General features: G+C 73.6%; 13 protein-coding genes. 11 read left to right on the top strand and 2 right to left on the bottom strand.

Going from position 1 to position 15451, the window contains the following annotated elements; translation table 11 throughout:
- The first annotated feature begins 107 nt into the window (after nucleotides 1–107).
- The 10 genes from BLW86_RS16170 to BLW86_RS16125 all read left to right on the top strand — a co-directional run bounded on the left by BLW86_RS16170 (nucleotide 108) and on the right by BLW86_RS16125 (nucleotide 11637).
- Nucleotides 108–902, top strand: coding sequence for a TIGR03084 family metal-binding protein (locus BLW86_RS16170; protein ID WP_093874688.1), 795 nt, complete (start codon nucleotides 108–110; stop codon nucleotides 900–902).
- Nucleotides 899–2662, top strand: a complete 1764-nt coding sequence (locus tag BLW86_RS16165; RefSeq protein WP_093874687.1) for an acyclic terpene utilization AtuA family protein — start codon at nucleotides 899–901, stop codon at nucleotides 2660–2662. The genes BLW86_RS16170 and BLW86_RS16165 overlap by 4 nt, the downstream gene beginning before the upstream one ends.
- Nucleotides 2659–4257, top strand: a complete 1599-nt coding sequence (locus BLW86_RS16160; protein ID WP_093874686.1) for an acyl-CoA carboxylase subunit beta — start codon at nucleotides 2659–2661, stop codon at nucleotides 4255–4257. The genes BLW86_RS16165 and BLW86_RS16160 overlap by 4 nt, the downstream gene beginning before the upstream one ends.
- A 7-nt stretch (nucleotides 4258–4264) precedes the next feature.
- Complete coding sequence (locus BLW86_RS16155) at nucleotides 4265–6145, top strand: acetyl/propionyl/methylcrotonyl-CoA carboxylase subunit alpha (protein ID WP_093874685.1); 1881 nt, start codon at nucleotides 4265–4267, stop codon at nucleotides 6143–6145.
- The gene (locus BLW86_RS16150; protein ID WP_093874684.1) at nucleotides 6142–7275 is read left to right on the top strand and encodes an acyl-CoA dehydrogenase family protein; all 1134 of its coding nucleotides are present in this window, start codon (nucleotides 6142–6144) and stop codon (nucleotides 7273–7275) included. The genes BLW86_RS16155 and BLW86_RS16150 overlap by 4 nt, the downstream gene beginning before the upstream one ends.
- A 148-nt stretch (nucleotides 7276–7423) precedes the next feature.
- Nucleotides 7424–7873, top strand: coding sequence for a hypothetical protein (locus BLW86_RS16145; RefSeq protein WP_143060253.1), 450 nt, complete (start codon nucleotides 7424–7426; stop codon nucleotides 7871–7873).
- A gap of 84 nt (nucleotides 7874–7957) precedes the next feature.
- Complete coding sequence (locus BLW86_RS43170) at nucleotides 7958–8578, top strand: excalibur calcium-binding domain-containing protein (RefSeq protein ID WP_256341329.1); 621 nt, start codon at nucleotides 7958–7960, stop codon at nucleotides 8576–8578.
- Between the two features lie 124 nt (nucleotides 8579–8702).
- Nucleotides 8703–10280, top strand: coding sequence for a 4-coumarate--CoA ligase family protein (locus BLW86_RS16135; RefSeq protein ID WP_093874682.1), 1578 nt, complete (start codon nucleotides 8703–8705; stop codon nucleotides 10278–10280).
- Nucleotides 10277–11005, top strand: a complete 729-nt coding sequence (locus BLW86_RS16130; protein ID WP_093874681.1) for an enoyl-CoA hydratase family protein — start codon at nucleotides 10277–10279, stop codon at nucleotides 11003–11005. Before BLW86_RS16135 ends, BLW86_RS16130 begins: the two co-directional genes overlap by 4 nt.
- Entirely contained in the window at nucleotides 10993–11637 is a 645-nt protein-coding gene (locus BLW86_RS16125; RefSeq protein ID WP_256341328.1) for a TetR/AcrR family transcriptional regulator, read from the top strand. Before BLW86_RS16130 ends, BLW86_RS16125 begins: the two co-directional genes overlap by 13 nt.
- Here BLW86_RS16125 and BLW86_RS16120 read toward each other — a convergent pair.
- Entirely contained in the window at nucleotides 11634–12674 is a 1041-nt protein-coding gene (locus tag BLW86_RS16120) for a M4 family metallopeptidase (RefSeq protein ID WP_093874680.1), read from the bottom strand. The two genes, BLW86_RS16125 and BLW86_RS16120, sit on opposite strands and share 4 nt — an antisense overlap.
- Nucleotides 12675–13044: 370 nt before the next feature.
- Here BLW86_RS16120 and BLW86_RS16115 point away from each other — a divergent pair, with 370 nt between their 5' ends.
- Nucleotides 13045–14085 (top strand): isopenicillin N synthase family dioxygenase, encoded by a 1041-nt coding sequence (locus tag BLW86_RS16115; protein ID WP_093874679.1) that lies wholly within the window; start codon nucleotides 13045–13047, stop codon nucleotides 14083–14085.
- A gap of 128 nt (nucleotides 14086–14213) precedes the next feature.
- Here the strand turns inward: BLW86_RS16115 and BLW86_RS16110 are convergent, their stop codons facing one another.
- Nucleotides 14214–15314 (bottom strand): citrate synthase 2, encoded by a 1101-nt coding sequence (locus BLW86_RS16110; protein WP_093874678.1) that lies wholly within the window; start codon nucleotides 15312–15314, stop codon nucleotides 14214–14216.
- Between the last annotated feature and the right edge of the window lie 137 nt (nucleotides 15315–15451).

The following is a 15451-nucleotide window of genomic DNA, read 5'->3' as shown; positions in this document are numbered from 1 at the left end:
ACCATGAGGTCCGGAAACTAAAGCAAGCGCGCTTGATTGTTTCTGGTCACGCTGGCATGCTCCTCCGCGAAGGCCCGTGACCGCCCGTCCCCCGAGGGGAGCGCACCGTGTCCGACCCCGTCGTCGTCCTCGACGACCTGCGCGACGAGAGCGATGAACTCGACCGTCTCGTCGCAGAGTTGAGCGAGGATCAGTGGGCCTCCCCCACCCCCGCCCCCGGCTGGACGATCGCCCACCAGATCGCCCACCTCGCCTGGACCGACCGGGCCGCCCTCCTCGCCGCCACCGACGCCGACGCCTTCGCCGCCGAGGCCGAGAAGGCCCTCGCCGCCCCCGACCGTTTCGTCGACGAGGGCGCGGAGGAGGGTGCGAAGCTGCCGCCGGCCGAGCTCCTCGCCCGCTGGCGCGCCGGCCGCGAGCAGCTCCAGGAGGCCCTGCGCGCGGTCCCGCCCGGGGCCAGGTTCCCTTGGTACGGGCCGCCGATGAGCGCCTCCGCCATGGCCACCGCCCGGCTGATGGAGACCTGGGCGCACGGCCAGGACGTCGCCGACGCCCTCGGCGTGGTCCGCACACCCACCGCCCGGCTCCGCCACGTCGCCTGGATCGGTCACCGGGCCCGCGACTACGCCTTCCTGGTACGGGGCATCCCGGCGCCCGCCGAGCCGTTCCGCGTCGAACTGGAAGCGCCGGACGGCACGTTGTGGGCGTACGGTCCCGAGAGCGCCGCCCAGCGGGTCACCGGGCCCGCCCTCGACTTCTGTCTGCTCGTCACCCAGCGCCTCCACCGCGACGACACCGCCCTGGTCGCCGAGGGCGAGGACGCCGAGCGGTGGCTCGGCATCGCCCAGGCCTTCGCGGGCCCGGCGGGCGGCGGACGCGCACCGCACGGAGCCCCGGAATGATCCGCGTCGGCAACGCCTCCGGCTTCTACGGCGACCGCTTCGACGCCGTCCGCGAGATGCTGACGGGCGGTGAACTCGACGTCCTCACCGGCGACTACCTCGCCGAACTGACCATGCTCATCCTCGGCCGCGACCAGCTCAAGGACCCGTCCGCCGGCTACGCGAAGACCTTCCTGCGCCAGATGGAGGAGGGCCTCGGACTCGCCCACGAGCACGGGGTCCGGATCGTCGCCAACGCGGGCGGCCTCAACCCGGCCGGCCTCGCCGACGCCCTGCGCGCCCTCGCCGCGAAGCTCGGCCTGCCGGTCCGGATCGCCCACGTCGAGGGCGACCGGCTGCCCGCCCGGGACGGCGCCCTCGCCGCCAACGCCTACCTCGGCGGCGCCGGCATCGCCGCCTGCCTGGCCGCCGGCGCCGACGTCGTCGTCACCGGCCGGGTCACCGACGCGGCCCTCGTCACCGGGCCCGCGCAGTGGCACTTCGGCTGGGGACCTGAGGCGTACGACGAGCTGGCGGGCGCGGTCGTCGCCGGGCACGTCCTGGAGTGCGGCACCCAGGCCACCGGCGGCAACTACGCCTTCTTCCGGGGCCACGACGTGCGCCGCCCCGGCTTCCCGGTCGCCGAACTCCACGCCGACGGCAGCGCGGTCATCACCAAGCACCCCGGCACCGGCGGCCTCGTCGACACCGGCACGGTCACCGCCCAGCTCCTCTACGAGACGGCCGGCGCCCGCTACCCCGGCCCCGACGTGACGGCCCGGCTCGACACCGTCCGGCTCACCCGGGAGGGCCCCGACCGGGTCCGGATCTCGGGCGTACGGGGAGAGGCCCCGCCCCCGACGCTCAAGGTGGGGCTCAGCCGGCTCGGCGGCTTCCGCAACGAGGTCGTCTTCGTCCTCACCGGCCTCGACGTCGAGGCCAAGGCGGCCCTCCTCCGGGAGCAGATCCACGACGCCCTGGCGAAGAACCCGCCCGCCGAGGTCCGCTGGGAACTGGCCCGCACCGACCGCCCCGACGCCCCCACCGAGGAGACCGCGAGCGCCCTGCTCCGCCTCGTCGTCCGCGACCGGGACCCCGACAGGGTCGGCCGCGCCGTCACCGGCGCCGCCATCGAACTGGCCCTCGCGAGCTACCCCGGCTTCCACGTCACCGCCCCGCCCGGCAAGGGCGCCCCCTACGGGGTCTTCGAGACCGCGTACGTGTCGGCCGCCGAGGTCCCGCACACGGCCGTGCTCCCCGACGGGACCCGCCGGGAGGTCCCCGTACCCCCGAGGACCCGTGAGCTTGAAGCCGTACCCGACCCGGACCTTCCGCCGCCCCTCCCCGAGGGGCCCACCCGGAGGGCGCCCCTCGGCCGGATCGCGGGGGCCCGCAGCGGCGACAAGGGCGGCGACGCGAACGTCGGCGTCTGGGTCCGTACGGAGGAGGAGTGGCGCTGGCTGGCCCACGCCCTGACCGTGGACAAGGTCCGTGAACTGCTCCCGGAGACCGCCGGCCTGACCGTCACCCGGCACCTCCTCCCGAACCTCCGCGCCCTCAACTTCACCGTCGCCGGGATCCTCGGCGAGGGCGTCGCCTCCCAGGCCCGCTTCGACCCCCAGGCCAAGGCCCTCGGCGAATGGCTCCGCTCGCGCCACGTGGACATCCCGGCCGAGCTCCTGCCCGACGCCTCGTCCGACATCCCGGCCGCGCTCCTGCCCGCCGCCTCGCCCGACATCCCGGCCGCGCTCCTGCCCGACGTACCGGAGGAACTCCTGTGACCGTCCTCGCCTCCGCCCTCGACACCGGCGGACCGGACTACGCGGCCCACCGCGCCGCCATGCTCGACAAGCTCGCCGCCCTCGACGCCGAGCACGCCAAGGCCCTCGCCGGGGGCGGCGAGAAGTACACCGCCCGCCACAAGAAGCGCGGCAAGCTCCTCGCCCGCGAGCGGATCGAGCTGCTCGTCGACCCCGACAGCCCCTTCCTGGAGCTGTCGCCGCTCGCCGCCTGGGGCAGCGACTACACCGTGGGGGCTTCCCTGGTGACCGGCATCGGGGTCGTCGAGGGCGTGGAGTGCCTGATCACCGCCAACGACCCGACCGTGCGCGGCGGCGCCTCCAACCCGTGGACGCTGAAGAAGGCCCTGCGGGCCAACGAGATCGCGTACGCCAACCGGCTGCCCGTCGTCTCGCTCGTCGAGTCCGGCGGTGCCGACCTGCCCTCCCAGAAGGAGATCTTCATCCCGGGCGGGGCGCTCTTCCGCGACCTCACCCGCCTCTCCGCCGCCGGCATCCCGACCGTCGCCGTCGTCTTCGGGAACTCGACGGCGGGCGGCGCGTACGTCCCCGGCATGTCCGACCACGCCGTGATGATCAGGGAGCGGTCGAAGGTGTTCCTCGGCGGGCCGCCGCTGGTGAAGATGGCGACGGGCGAGGAGAGCGACGACGAGTCCCTCGGCGGCGCCGAGATGCACGCGCGCACGAGCGGCCTGGCCGACCACTACGCCGTCGACGAGGCCGACGCGATCCGCCAGGCCCGCCGGATCGTCGCCCGCCTCAACCACCGCAAACACCACGAGGACCCCGGACCGGCCGAACCCCCGAAGCACGACCCGGAGGAGCTGCTCGGGATCGTCCCCGGCGACCTCAAGACGCCGTTCGACCCGCGCGAGGTGATCGCCCGGATCGTCGACGGCTCGGACTTCGACGAGTTCAAGCCGCTGTACGGGGCCAGCCTCGTCACCGGCTGGGCGCGGCTGCACGGCTACCCGGTGGGCCTGATCGCCAACGCGCAGGGCGTCCTCTTCTCCGCCGAGTCGCAGAAGGCCGCCCAGTTCATCCAGCTCGCCAACCAGCGCGACATCCCGCTCGTCTTCCTCCACAACACCACCGGCTACATGGTCGGCAAGGAGTACGAGCAGGGCGGCATCATCAAGCACGGCGCCATGATGATCAACGCGGTGGCGAACTCCCGCGTGCCCCATCTCTCCGTCCTCATGGGGGCGTCGTACGGCGCCGGGCACTACGGCATGTGCGGCCGGGCCTACGACCCGCGCTTCCTCTTCGCCTGGCCGAGCGCGAAGTCCGCCGTCATGGGCCCGCAGCAGCTCGCCGGCGTCCTCTCGATCGTGGCGCGGGCCTCCGCCGCCGCGAAGGGACAGCCGTACGACGACGAGGCCGACGCCGGACTGCGCGCCCTCGTCGAGGCGCAGATCGAGTCCGAGTCGCTGCCGATGTTCCTCTCCGGGCGGCTCTACGACGACGGGGTCATCGATCCCCGCGACACCCGCACGGTCCTCGGGCTGTGCCTCTCCGCGATCCACACGGCACCGGTCGAGGGCGCGCGCGGCGGCTTCGGCGTCTTCCGAATGTGAGGCACTGATGATTCTGACCGTACTGGTCGCGAACCGGGGCGAGATCGCCTGCCGGGTCTTCCGCACCTGCCGTGACCTGGGCATCTCCACCGTCGCCGTGTACTCCGACGCGGACGCCGACGCCCTGCACGTCCGGGAGGCCGACGCGGCGGTACGGCTGCCGGGGGCCGCGCCCTCGGAGACGTACCTGCGCGGCGACCTGGTCGTGGCGGCGGCGCTCGCGGCGGGCGCCGACGCCGTCCACCCCGGCTACGGCTTCCTCTCCGAGAACGCCGACTTCGCACGGGCGGTCACCGACGCAGGCCTGGTGTGGATCGGGCCGCCGCCCGAGGCGATCGAGGCGATGGCGTCGAAGACCCGCGCGAAGGAACTCCTGGGGATCGCGCCCCTGGGCGAGGTGACGGAGTCCGACCTGCCCGTCCTGGTGAAGGCGGCGGCGGGCGGCGGCGGCCGGGGCATGCGGGTCGTACGCGAGCTGGCGGCGCTGGACGAGGAGTTGCGGGCGGCGTCGGCGGAGGCGGCGAGCGCCTTCGGGGACGGCGAGGTGTTCGTCGAGCCGTACGTGGAGAACGGCCGCCACGTCGAGGTGCAGCTCCTCTGCGACGCCCACGGCACGGTCTGGGCGCTCGGCACCCGCGACTGCTCCCTCCAGCGCCGGCACCAGAAGGTCGTCGAGGAGGCCCCGGCGCCCGGCCTGCCCGCCGCCCTGGAGGCCTCCCTCCTGGACACCGCCGTACGGGCCGCGAAGGCCGTCGGCTACGTCGGCGCGGGCACCGTCGAGTTCCTGGTCGCCGACGGCCGCGCGCACTTCCTGGAGATGAACACCCGCCTCCAGGTCGAGCACCCGGTCACCGAGGAGGTGTACGGCATCGACCTCGTCGCCCTCCAGCTCGCCGTCGCCGAGGGCCGCGCCCTGCCCGCCGAGCCGCCGGCCCCGCGCGGCCACGCCGTCGAGGCCCGGCTCTACGCCGAGGACCCGGCGCGCGGCTGGGCCCCGCAGACCGGCGTCCTGCACCGCTTCGACGTGCCCGGGGACGGCGGCGTGCGCGTCGACACCGGCTATGTCTCCGGGGACACGATCGGCGTCCACTACGACCCGATGCTCGCCAAGGTGATCGTCCACGCCCCGACCCGGGAGCAGGCGCTCCGGAAGCTCGCCCACGCCCTGGAACGGGCCCGCGTGCACGGCCCCGTCACCAACCGGGACCTGCTCGTGGCGTCCCTCCGCCACCCGGAGTACGCCGACCCGGCCGCCCTCGACACCGGCTTCTACGAGCGGAACCTCGACGCCCTGATCACGCCTCCGCCGGGCGAGGAGCACGCGGCCGTGGCCGCCGCCCTGGCCTCGGCGGCCTCCCGCGAGGGCCGTTTCGGCGGCGGCTGGCGCAACGTCCGCTCGCAGGACGAGACGAGGACGTACGGCGACCACGAGATCCGCTACCGGCCGGCCCGGGAGGGTGGCTACGAGGTCGTGTCCCCGGAGGGCGTACGGGTGGTGTCGGCGAGCCCGGACACCGTACGGCTCGAAGTGGCGGGAGTGGCCAGGACCTTCGAGGTCACAGCCTACGAGGACGCCGTCCACGCCGGCCGCCACCGCCTCACCGCCCGCCCCCGCTTCACCGACCCGGCCGACCTGCGGGAGCCCGGCTCCCTGCTCGCCCCCATGCCCGGCACCGTCGTCCGGGTCGCGGACGGCCTCGCCGTCGGCGACCGGGTCGCCGCCGGGCAGCCCCTGCTCTGGCTGGAGGCCATGAAGATGGAGCACCGCGTCTTCGCCCCCGCCTCCGGCACGCTCACCGCGCTCCACGCCGTCCCCGGCCACCAGGTCGAGGTCGGTGCCCTGCTCGCCGTCGTACAGACCGATGCACAGGAGGAAGACCCCGTATGAGCACCGACATCGAGCCGCAGGAACACACCGCGCTCCGGGCCGCCGTCTCCGCCCTCGGCCACCGCCACGGCCCCGGCTTCGACCGCGCCGAGCTCTGGGCCGAGGCGGGCAAGCTCGGCTATCTGGGCGTGAACCTGCCCGAGGAGTACGGCGGCGGGGGCGGCGGCATGGCCGAGCTGTCCATCGTCCTGGAGGAGGCGGGCGCCGCCGGGGCCCCGATGCTGATGATGGTCGTGTCGCCCGCGATCTGCGGCACGGTCATCTCCCGCTTCGGCACGGAGGAGCAGAAGCGGGCGTGGCTGCCGGGGCTCGCGGACGGGTCGAAGACGATGGCCTTCGGCATCACCGAGCCCGACGCGGGCTCGAACTCGCACCGCATCACGACGACGGCGACGCGCACCGAGGACGGCTGGGTCCTGAACGGCCGGAAGGTCTTCGTCTCGGGCGTCGACATCGCCGACGCGACCCTGATCGTGGGCCGCACCTCCGACGCCCGCACGGGGAACCTGAAGCCCTGTCTGTTCATCGTCCCGCGCGACGCGCCCGGCTTCGGCCGCCGGCACATCGAGATGGAACTGGCCGCGGACGAGAAGCAGTTCGAACTGACCCTGGACGAGGTGCACCTGCCCTTCGAGGCGCTCGTCGGCGACGAGGACGCGGGTCTCCTCCAGCTCTTCACGGGCCTCAACCCCGAGCGGATCATGACGGCGGCGTTCGCGATCGGCATGGGCCGGTACGCCCTCGCGCAGGCGGTGAAGTACGCGAAGGAGCGCCAGGTCTGGAAGGCCCCGATCGGTGCCCACCAGGCCATCGCGCACCCGCTCGCCCAGGCGCACATCGAGCTCGAACTGGCCCGGCTGATGATGCAGAAGGCGGCGCGGCTGTACGACGCGGGCGACGACATGGGCGCGGGCGAGGCCGCGAACATGGCGAAGTACGCGGCGGCCGAGGCCTGCGTGAAGGCCGTGGACACGTCCGTCCACACGCTCGGCGGCAACGGCCTCACCAAGGAGTTCGGCCTCGCCCGCCTGATCACGGCGGCCAGGGTGGCCAGGATCGCGCCGGTCAGCCGGGAGATGATCCTGAACTACGTGTCCCACCAGACGCTGGGCCTGCCCAAGTCGTACTGAGCGGGCCCCGGTCCTCGCGCTTCCGGGGCGGGAGGGGAGCGGGTGGCACCTGGGTATGACACGGAGGTTGGCTCCGGGGTGTGACGACGGGGCCGGCGAGGGGCCGCGAGGGTACGGGCATCCGCCGAACGAGCCGAGGAGCCCGTCGATGTCTGCGTCGATGACCCTGATCCGCCGAACCGTCCACACCACCGCCCGTGCGTTCCTGGCGCTGCCGGCCGGCCTCGCGGCGGTCGTGCTGACCCTGACCGGGCAGTCGGGCCGGGCCGCCCGCCTGCGGGCCCGGCTCGCCGGCGGGGACGGCTGGACCGGCGCCCGGGTGCTCGGCCGGGCCGTGCTCGGGCTGCCGTTGGACCTGGCGGCCTTCGCGCTGGTCGGGTACGCCCTGTTCAACTCGGTGCGGAACTTCGGCTATCCCCTCTGGTACCTGGACACCGACTACCACCAGGCCTGGGGCGGCCCGACGATGGCCGGCGTCTGGGCGGTGCACGGCCTCGGGTGGCTGCTCTGCCTGGCGGTGCTCCTCCACTGGCCGGTCCGCTGGCTCGCCGGGGGCCAGCGGGCCCTGGACCGGCGCCTGACGTCCCATCTCGGTTGATTCCGCCTCCGGTTGTGAAGGACGCGTGTACGATCCCTGCATTTCGCTCACGTCCGAGCGCCTTGAGTCCCGGGAGAGACGCGCGTGCACCAGAACACCCACCAGTACCAGCCCCCGCCGCCGTGGACGCCTCCCCGCCGCTGGTGGCAGCATCCCGCCCTGGTCGTCACCCTGTTGGTGATCTTCCCGCCGGGCGGCATAGCCCTGGCCTGGCTGAGCCGCTGGAGCGGCCGGACCAAGATCGTGGCCACGGTCCTGTCGGCCCTGTGGTTCCTCATCGCCCTCGCCGTCGACGACCCGGAGCGGAACGGCACGGACGCCCCGAAGCCCGCCGCGACGGCGACGGCCTCCGCGACCCCGACGCCCACCGCGCCGAGCACCGCCCCGACCACCCCCGAGCCGAGCCCGACCACCGAGGCGCCCACCCCGGAGCCGACGCCCACCACCGTCGCGCCGACCCCGGAGCCGACCACCACCCCGCCCCGGACCTCCGCCCCGAAGCCCGCCCGCACCCGCACCCCGGCGCCGGAGCCCACCACCGAGGAGCCGGAGCCCGCGCAGACCACGGAGGAGGCCCCCGCCGACGTCTCCTACGCCAACTGCGCCGCCGTCCGCGCCGCCGGCGCCGCCCCCATCCACCGGGGAGAGCCCGGCTACGACAGCCACCTCGACCGCGACGGCGACGGAGTGGCCTGCGAACGCTGACCCACCGGCCACAAACCATGCAGGCACGCTTGATTGTTTTTCGGAGGGCTGACAAGGTCTCCCCAAGTCCCGCCCGCAGCAGCGATCCTGGCGACCACCTTTCACCTCTCCAGGGGGCCCACGCATGGTGTTCCACAGCGAGTACGAGGCCGTTCCCGCCCTCTCCCTGCCCATCCACGACGCCGTCCTCGGACGCGCCGCCGCGTACGGGGACACCCCGGCCCTCGTCGACGGGGCCGGGGAGCTGACGCTCACCTACGGCCAGGTCGACGCCTTCCACCGGCGGGTGGCCGCCGGACTCGCGGAGGCCGGGGTGCGCAAGGGGGACGTCCTCGCCCTGCACAGCCCCAACACCGTCCTGTTCCCGGTCGCGTTCTACGCCGCCACGCGCGCGGGTGCCTCCGTCACCACCGTTCATCCGCTCGCCACGCCCGAGGAGTTCGCCAAGCAGCTCCGCGACTCCTCCGCGCGGTGGATCGTGACCGTCTCCCCGCTGCTCGCCGCCGCCCGCGCCGCCGCCGAACTCGCGGGCGGCATCGAGGAGATCCTCGTCTGCGACCAGGCCCCGGAGGGCGAGGGAGTCCGCTCGCTCCAGGAGTTCCTCGCCTCCACCGGACCCGTCCCCGAGATCACCGTCGACCCCGACGAGGACGTCGCCGCCCTCCCGTACTCCTCCGGCACCACCGGCGTCCCCAAGGGCGTCATGCTCACCCACACCTCCATCGCCACCAACCTGGCGCAGCTGGAGCCGCTGATCCCGATGGGCCCGGGGGACCGCATCCTGGCGGTCCTGCCCTTCTTCCACATCTACGGCCTCACCGCCCTCATGAACGCGCCCCTCCGCCGGGGCGCCACCGTCGTCGTCCTGCCCCGCTTCGAGCTCGACACCTTCCTCGGCGCCATCCAGAAGCACCGCATCAACGGCCTGTACGTCGCTCCGCCGATCGTCCTCGCCCTCGCCAAGCACCCGGCCGTCGCCGACTACGACCTGTCCTCGCTCGAGTACATCGTCAGCGCCGCCGCCCCCCTCGACGCCGCCCTGGCCGAGGCCTGCTCCACCCGGCTCGGCCTGCCGCCCGTCCGGCAGGCGTACGGCATGACCGAGCTGTCCCCGGGCACCCACGTCACCCCGCTCGACGCCACCGAGCCCCCGCCCGGCACCGTCGGCCGGCTGCTGCCCTCCACCGAGATGCGGATCCTCTCCCTCGACGACCCCGCGAAGGACGCCGCGCCCGGCGAGGAGGGCGAGATCGCCATCCGCGGCCCCCAGGTCATGAAGGGCTACCTCGGCCGCCCCGACGCCACCGCCGCCATGATCGACGCCGACGGATGGGTGCACACCGGCGACATCGGCCGCGTCGACGAGGACGGCTGGCTCTTCGTCGTCGACCGGGTGAAGGAACTGATCAAGTACAAGGGCTTCCAGGTCGCCCCCGCCGAACTCGAAGCGCTCCTCCTCACCCACGAGGGCGTCGCCGACGCCGCCGTCATCGGCGTCACCGACGCGGACGGCACCGAGATCCCCAAGGCCTACGTCGTCCGCCAGCCGTCCGCGCCCGGCCTCACCGCCGAGGACGTCATCGCCCACGTCGCCGCGCGGGTCTCCCCGTACAAGAAGGTCCGCGCCGTGGAGTTCATCGACGCCGTTCCCCGGGCAGCGTCCGGAAAAATCCTCCGCCGACAGCTAAGGGACCGCACGTGAACCTGATCGACGTCACCGAGGAACGGGGCATCACCACCCTCGCCCTGAACTCCCCGGCCACCCGCAACGCCCTCTCCGCCCCGCTCGTCACCGAGCTCGCCGACGCGCTCACCGCCTGCGGCAAGGACCCGGCCGTACGGGCGGTCGTCCTCACCCACACCGGCTCCACGTTCAGCGCGGGCGCCGACCTCAAGGCCCCGCCCAGCCCGTACGCCTTCGTCGACCTGCTCCGGCAGATGGTCGAGCTGCCGAAACCGGTCGTCGCCCACGTCACCCCCGGCAGCCACACCCGCGCCGGCGGCCTCGGCCTGCTCGGCGCGGCGGACATCGTCCTCGCGGGGGAGGGGGCGGACTTCGCGCTCACCGAGGTACGGATCGGGGTCGCGCCCGCCGTCGTCTCCCTCACCCTCCTGCCGAGGCTGGACCCGCGCGCGGCCGCCCGGCACTACCTGACGGGCGAGCGCTTCGGGGTCCCCGAGGCGGTCGCCATGGGCCTCGTGACCGCCGAGGACGGGGAGCTTCCCGGCATCCTCGACGCCCTCCGCGCCGGCTCCCCGCAGGGCCTGCGGGAGGCGAAACGACTGGTCACCGCTAGAGTCCTGGAGACCTTCGAACGCGACGCGGAGGACCTGGTGCAGAGGTCGGCCACGCTCTTCGCCTCCGCCGAGGCGCGCGAGGGGATGACGGCCTTCCTCGAACGACGGGACCCCGCATGGCGGCTCTGACCGCACAGAATCAGCCGAAGCCGGACGGGACCTCCAAGCCCGGACGGCATCCCAAGCCCGAACGGAACCCCAAGCAGGACCGCAGCCGCGCCACCCGGCAGCGGCTCCTGGAGGCCGCCGTGTCCTGCCTGGCCGAGCACGGCTGGGCGGGCTCCACGGTCGCCGTCGTCGCCGAACGCGCCGGCGTCTCCCGCGGCGCCGCCCAGCACCACTTCCCGACCCGCGAGGACCTCTTCACGGCCGCCGTCGAGTACGTCGCCGAGGAACGCTCGCAGGCCCTGCGGGCGGTCCGTACGGACGACCGCGAACGGGCCGTCGCCGCCCTCGTCGGCCTCTACACCGGGCCCCTCTTCCGGGCCGCGCTCCACCTGTGGGTCGCCGCCTCCGGCGAGGAGCAGCTCCGCGAGCGGGTCACCGAGCTGGAGGCCCGCGTCGGGCGCGAGTCCCACCGCATCGCCGTCGAGGTCCTGGGCGCCGACGAGTCACGGCCCGGCGTCCGCGAGACCGTCCAGGGCCTCCTGGACATGGCCCGCGGCCTGGGCCTCGCCACCCTCCTGACGGACGACCGCGCCCGCCGGGAACGGGTGGTGTCCCAGTGGGCGCGGCTGGTGAGCGAGGCACTGAGCGACTAGACGCCCGGGATCGCGCGGGCGCGGAAGGCATCGCGAACCGCGGCCGCGGCCTGCGTGCCGTACATCTTCTGCGCGGTCGCGACCGTCGTCAGGGCCGCGTCCTCGAAGCTGGTGTCGGCGGCGAAGCCGAACTGCGCGTTCACGATGATCCGGTCGGCCGTGCGGGCGCCGAGCTTGTTCCGGATGTCGAAGAGCGCCCGGGACCAGATCTCGCCGTCCGCGTGGACCTCGCCCACGCGGTCCGCGTAGGTCTTGGTGCCGTCGATGCGGCGCAGGCAGTGCGGGGCCGCGCTGTAGCCCGTGGAGTCCCAGTCGGCGACGCAGGCCAGGTCGGTCTTCATCGGCCAGCCGTACTTCGCGTCCGCGTTCGAGCCGACCTCCACGGCCAGGTAGTCGCCGAAGGCCTCGCCGATCGCGCCGGCCTCCGGGGAGGAGCCGAAGCCGGGCACCTGGGCGTTGTGCACGGCGTGGCCGTACTCGTGGACGATGACCTCGGCGTCCTCGGCGTCGTCCACGCCGCCCTTGCCGAAGCGGATCTCGGCCTTCTTGTCGGTGAAGAAGGAGTTGTCGGCGCCCCACTGGTTGAGGCGGACCGGCTGCACCCGGTCGTTCGCCCCGCGCAGCTCGGAGCCGAAGCCGAGGCCCTGGAGGTACTCCTGCGCCTCGTTGACCCAGAAGTACGCCATGACCTGCTCGAACTCGTCGTCGGAGCGGTCGTACGAGGCGGCGTCGGCGGCCTTCGCCGGGTTGCCGGTCTCCGAGCGGACGGCGGCCCACTTGCCGGACAGGGCGCCGCTCGCGTCCAGGTTGCGGAGCGCGACGGTGGCGTACGCGGAGGCGGGGATGTCGCTCACCGCGTCCTTGTGGTCGGTGAGGGTCTGGTCGCCCGAGGACTGGACCGGGTTCACCATGAAGACGCGGGCCTGCGGCGCGGCGGTGGCGGCGGAGGCTCCCGCGGACGGGAGCAGCGCCGCGGTGGCGGCGGCCACGGTGACGGCGGCCGCGGCGGCCAGGCCACGAGAGGTGCGGCGGGTCATGGACATCCTCCTGCGATGGGATGCGACGACGGGAAGCTTGGCGTGTACTCACCAGGCAATGGCGGCGATCTTCGCGCAAGCCCGCCGGTTTGAACAGACTTTGAGCCATCGCGGCACGGGACGTGACGGGGACCACAGTGGCCCGCCCGCCACCGCAGTACGCTGACCCCATGCCTCTGCTCGTACGCCGTCGCCACGTGGACTACGTCCGCGTCACGAGCATGGGCTGTCGCCGCTCCGCCTGACCTTCCGGGGTACCACTCCACACCCCCGCGGTCCCTCGTTCAGAGCCCCAGCCGACCGGCACCCGTGGCCCCCGCCCCACCCTCGGCGGCCGCCCCGGGCACCCGTATACCCCGCGGATGCATACATGACGAACAGCTCGTACTCCTCGCAGCTCCCCATCGTGGACCTCTCGGCCGCAGACCGGGACCCCCAGGCCCGGAGGCTGCTCCACGCGCAGCTCCACTCGGCCGCCCACGACGTGGGCTTCTTCCAGCTCATCGGGCACGGCATCACCGAGGCCGAGACCCGGGCCCTCACCTCGGCCATGCACGCCTTCTTCGCCCTGCCCGAGGCCGACCGGCTCGCCCTCGACAACATCAACTCGCCGCACTTCCGCGGCTACACGCGCATCGGCGACGAGCGCACCGGCGGCGCCCGCGACTGGCGCGACCAGCTCGACATCGGCGCCGAGCGGCCCGCCCGCGACCCCGGCCCCTGGGAGGCCCCGTACTGGTGGCTCGAAGGCCCCAACCAGTGGCCCGCCGCCCTCCCCGAGCTCCGCACGGCCGCCCTGCACTGGATCGACCGCCTCAGCGGCGTCGCCGAGCGGCTCCTCCACGAGCTGCTCGCCTCCATCGGAGCGCCCCGGGACTTCTACGACGACATCTTCGGCCCGCGCGCCCACCCGCACCTCAAGCTGGTGCGCTACCCGGGCAGCAGCGGCGAGGGCGACGACCAGGGCGTCGGCGCGCACAAGGACTACGGCTTCCTCACCCTGCTGCTCCAGGACCACGTCGGCGGCCTCCAGGTGCAGCGCGAGGACGGGAGGTTCCACGACGTGCCGCCGCTCCCGGGCGCCTTCGTCGTCAACCTGGGCGAGCTCCTGGAGGTCGCCACGAACGGCTACCTGATCGCGACGAACCACCGGGTGGTCTCGCCGCCCGGGGCGACGGAACGATTCTCCGTGCCGTTCTTCTACAACCCGCGCCTCGACGCCCGGATCACGCCGCTCCAGTTCCCGTTCGCGGACCGCGCGCCCGGCGTCACGGCCGACCCGGCGAACCCGCTGTTCGCCGAGTACGGGCGCAACGAACTGAAGGGCAAGCTCCGCGCCCACCCGCTGACCACGGCCCGCCACCACGCGGACCTGCTGCTCGCGCAGGAGCAGCCGGCCCAGCTGGTGTAGGCGGGGCCCCGGCGCCACGGGCGGGGCCCGGGCCGCCTGTGCGGGGTCGGCCCGGGCTGTCCGCGCGGGGTCGGCCCGGACCACCTGTGCGGGGTCGGCCCGGACCGCCCGCGCGAGGTCCGGCGGTCCTAGCCGGCGATGTCGGCGTAACCCTCGACCTCGCGCGGGTTCCGCTGGCCGGGGCCCGTGTAGCGGGCCGAGGGGCGCACGAGGCGGCCGGTGCGCTTCTGCTCCAGGATGTGCGCCGACCAGCCGGCCGTACGCGCGCACGTGAACATCGACGTGAACATGTGCGCCGGGACCTCGGCGAAGTCGAGCACGATCGCCGCCCAGAACTCCACGTTCGTCGCCAGGACCCGGTCGGGGCGGCGGTTGTGCAGCTCCTCCAGGGCGGCCTTCTCCAGGGCCTCGGCGACCTCGAAGCGCGGTGCCGCCAGCTCCTTGGCCGTACGGCGGAGCACGCGCGCGCGGGGGTCCTCGGCGCGGTAGACGCGGTGGCCGAAGCCCATGAGGCGCTCGCCCTTGTCGAGGGCCTGCTTCACGTACGCGGTGGCGTCGCCGGTCCGCTCGATCTCCTCGATCATGCCGAGGACGCGGGAGGGCGCGCCGCCGTGCAGCGGGCCGGACATGGCGCCCACGGCACCGGAGAGCGAGGCGGCCACGTCCGCGCCGGTGGAGGCGATGACGCGCGCGGTGAACGTGGAGGCGTTCATGCCGTGCTCGGCGGCGGAGGTCCAGTAGGCGTCGACGGCCTTGACGTGCTTCGGGTCGGGCTCGCCGCGCCAGCGGATCATGAAGCGCTCGACGATGGACTCCGCCTTGTCGATCTCGCTCTGCGGGACCATCGGCAGGCCCTGGCCGCGCGCGGACTGCGCGACGTACGAGAGGGCCATGACGGCCGCGCGGGCGAGGTCGTCGCGGGCCTGCTCGGCGGAGATGTCGAGGAGCGGTTTGAGGCCCCACACGGGCGCGAGCATCGCGAGCGCGGACTGCACGTCGACCCGGATGTCACCGGAGTGCACGGGGATCGGGAACGGCTCGGCGGCCGGCAGGCCCGGGTTGAACGCGCCGTCGACGAGCAGGCCCCAGACGTTCCCGAAGGAGACGTGGCCGACGAGGTCCTCGATGTCGACCCCGCGGTAGCGGAGGGCGCCGCCCTCCTTGTCGGGTTCGGCGATCTCCGTCTCGAACGCGACGACTCCCTCGAGCCCGGGTACGAAGTCGGACATCAGGCGGCTCCTCTATCGATGATCGATCAACCGTGTTGGTCGATGGTGGGGAATCAACAGTCATCCAGCGGAAGAGTCTGTACGGTTCCGATGATGCGGGGAAGCGTGACATCCGGCACACTGCGCCGATTCGGCAA

Origin of the sequence: Streptomyces sp. TLI_105 (assembly GCF_900105415.1) — a bacterium.
GTDB lineage: Bacteria > Actinomycetota > Actinomycetes > Streptomycetales > Streptomycetaceae > Streptomyces.
The sequence above is the reverse complement of the archived record's forward strand: the minus strand, read 5'-3'. Positions and strand labels throughout refer to the sequence as shown.

Excerpts from the sequence above, each read along its gene's own strand:
- BLW86_RS16165 (WP_093874687.1), top strand. The coding sequence starts at position 899 with ATGATCCGCGTCGGCAACGCCTCCGGCTTCTACGGCGACCGCTTCGAC.
- BLW86_RS16155 (WP_093874685.1), top strand. The coding sequence starts at position 4,265 with ATGATTCTGACCGTACTGGTCGCGAACCGGGGCGAGATCGCCTGCCGG.
- BLW86_RS16150 (WP_093874684.1), top strand. The coding sequence starts at position 6,142 with ATGAGCACCGACATCGAGCCGCAGGAACACACCGCGCTCCGGGCCGCC.
- BLW86_RS16145 (WP_143060253.1), top strand. The coding sequence starts at position 7,424 with ATGTCTGCGTCGATGACCCTGATCCGCCGAACCGTCCACACCACCGCC.
- BLW86_RS16135 (WP_093874682.1), top strand. The coding sequence starts at position 8,703 with ATGGTGTTCCACAGCGAGTACGAGGCCGTTCCCGCCCTCTCCCTGCCC.
- BLW86_RS16125 (WP_256341328.1), top strand. The coding sequence starts at position 10,993 with ATGGCGGCTCTGACCGCACAGAATCAGCCGAAGCCGGACGGGACCTCC.
- BLW86_RS16120 (WP_093874680.1), bottom strand. The coding sequence starts at position 12,674 with ATGACCCGCCGCACCTCTCGTGGCCTGGCCGCCGCGGCCGCCGTCACC.
- BLW86_RS16115 (WP_093874679.1), top strand. The coding sequence starts at position 13,045 with ATGACGAACAGCTCGTACTCCTCGCAGCTCCCCATCGTGGACCTCTCG.
- BLW86_RS16110 (WP_093874678.1), bottom strand. The coding sequence starts at position 15,314 with ATGTCCGACTTCGTACCCGGGCTCGAGGGAGTCGTCGCGTTCGAGACG.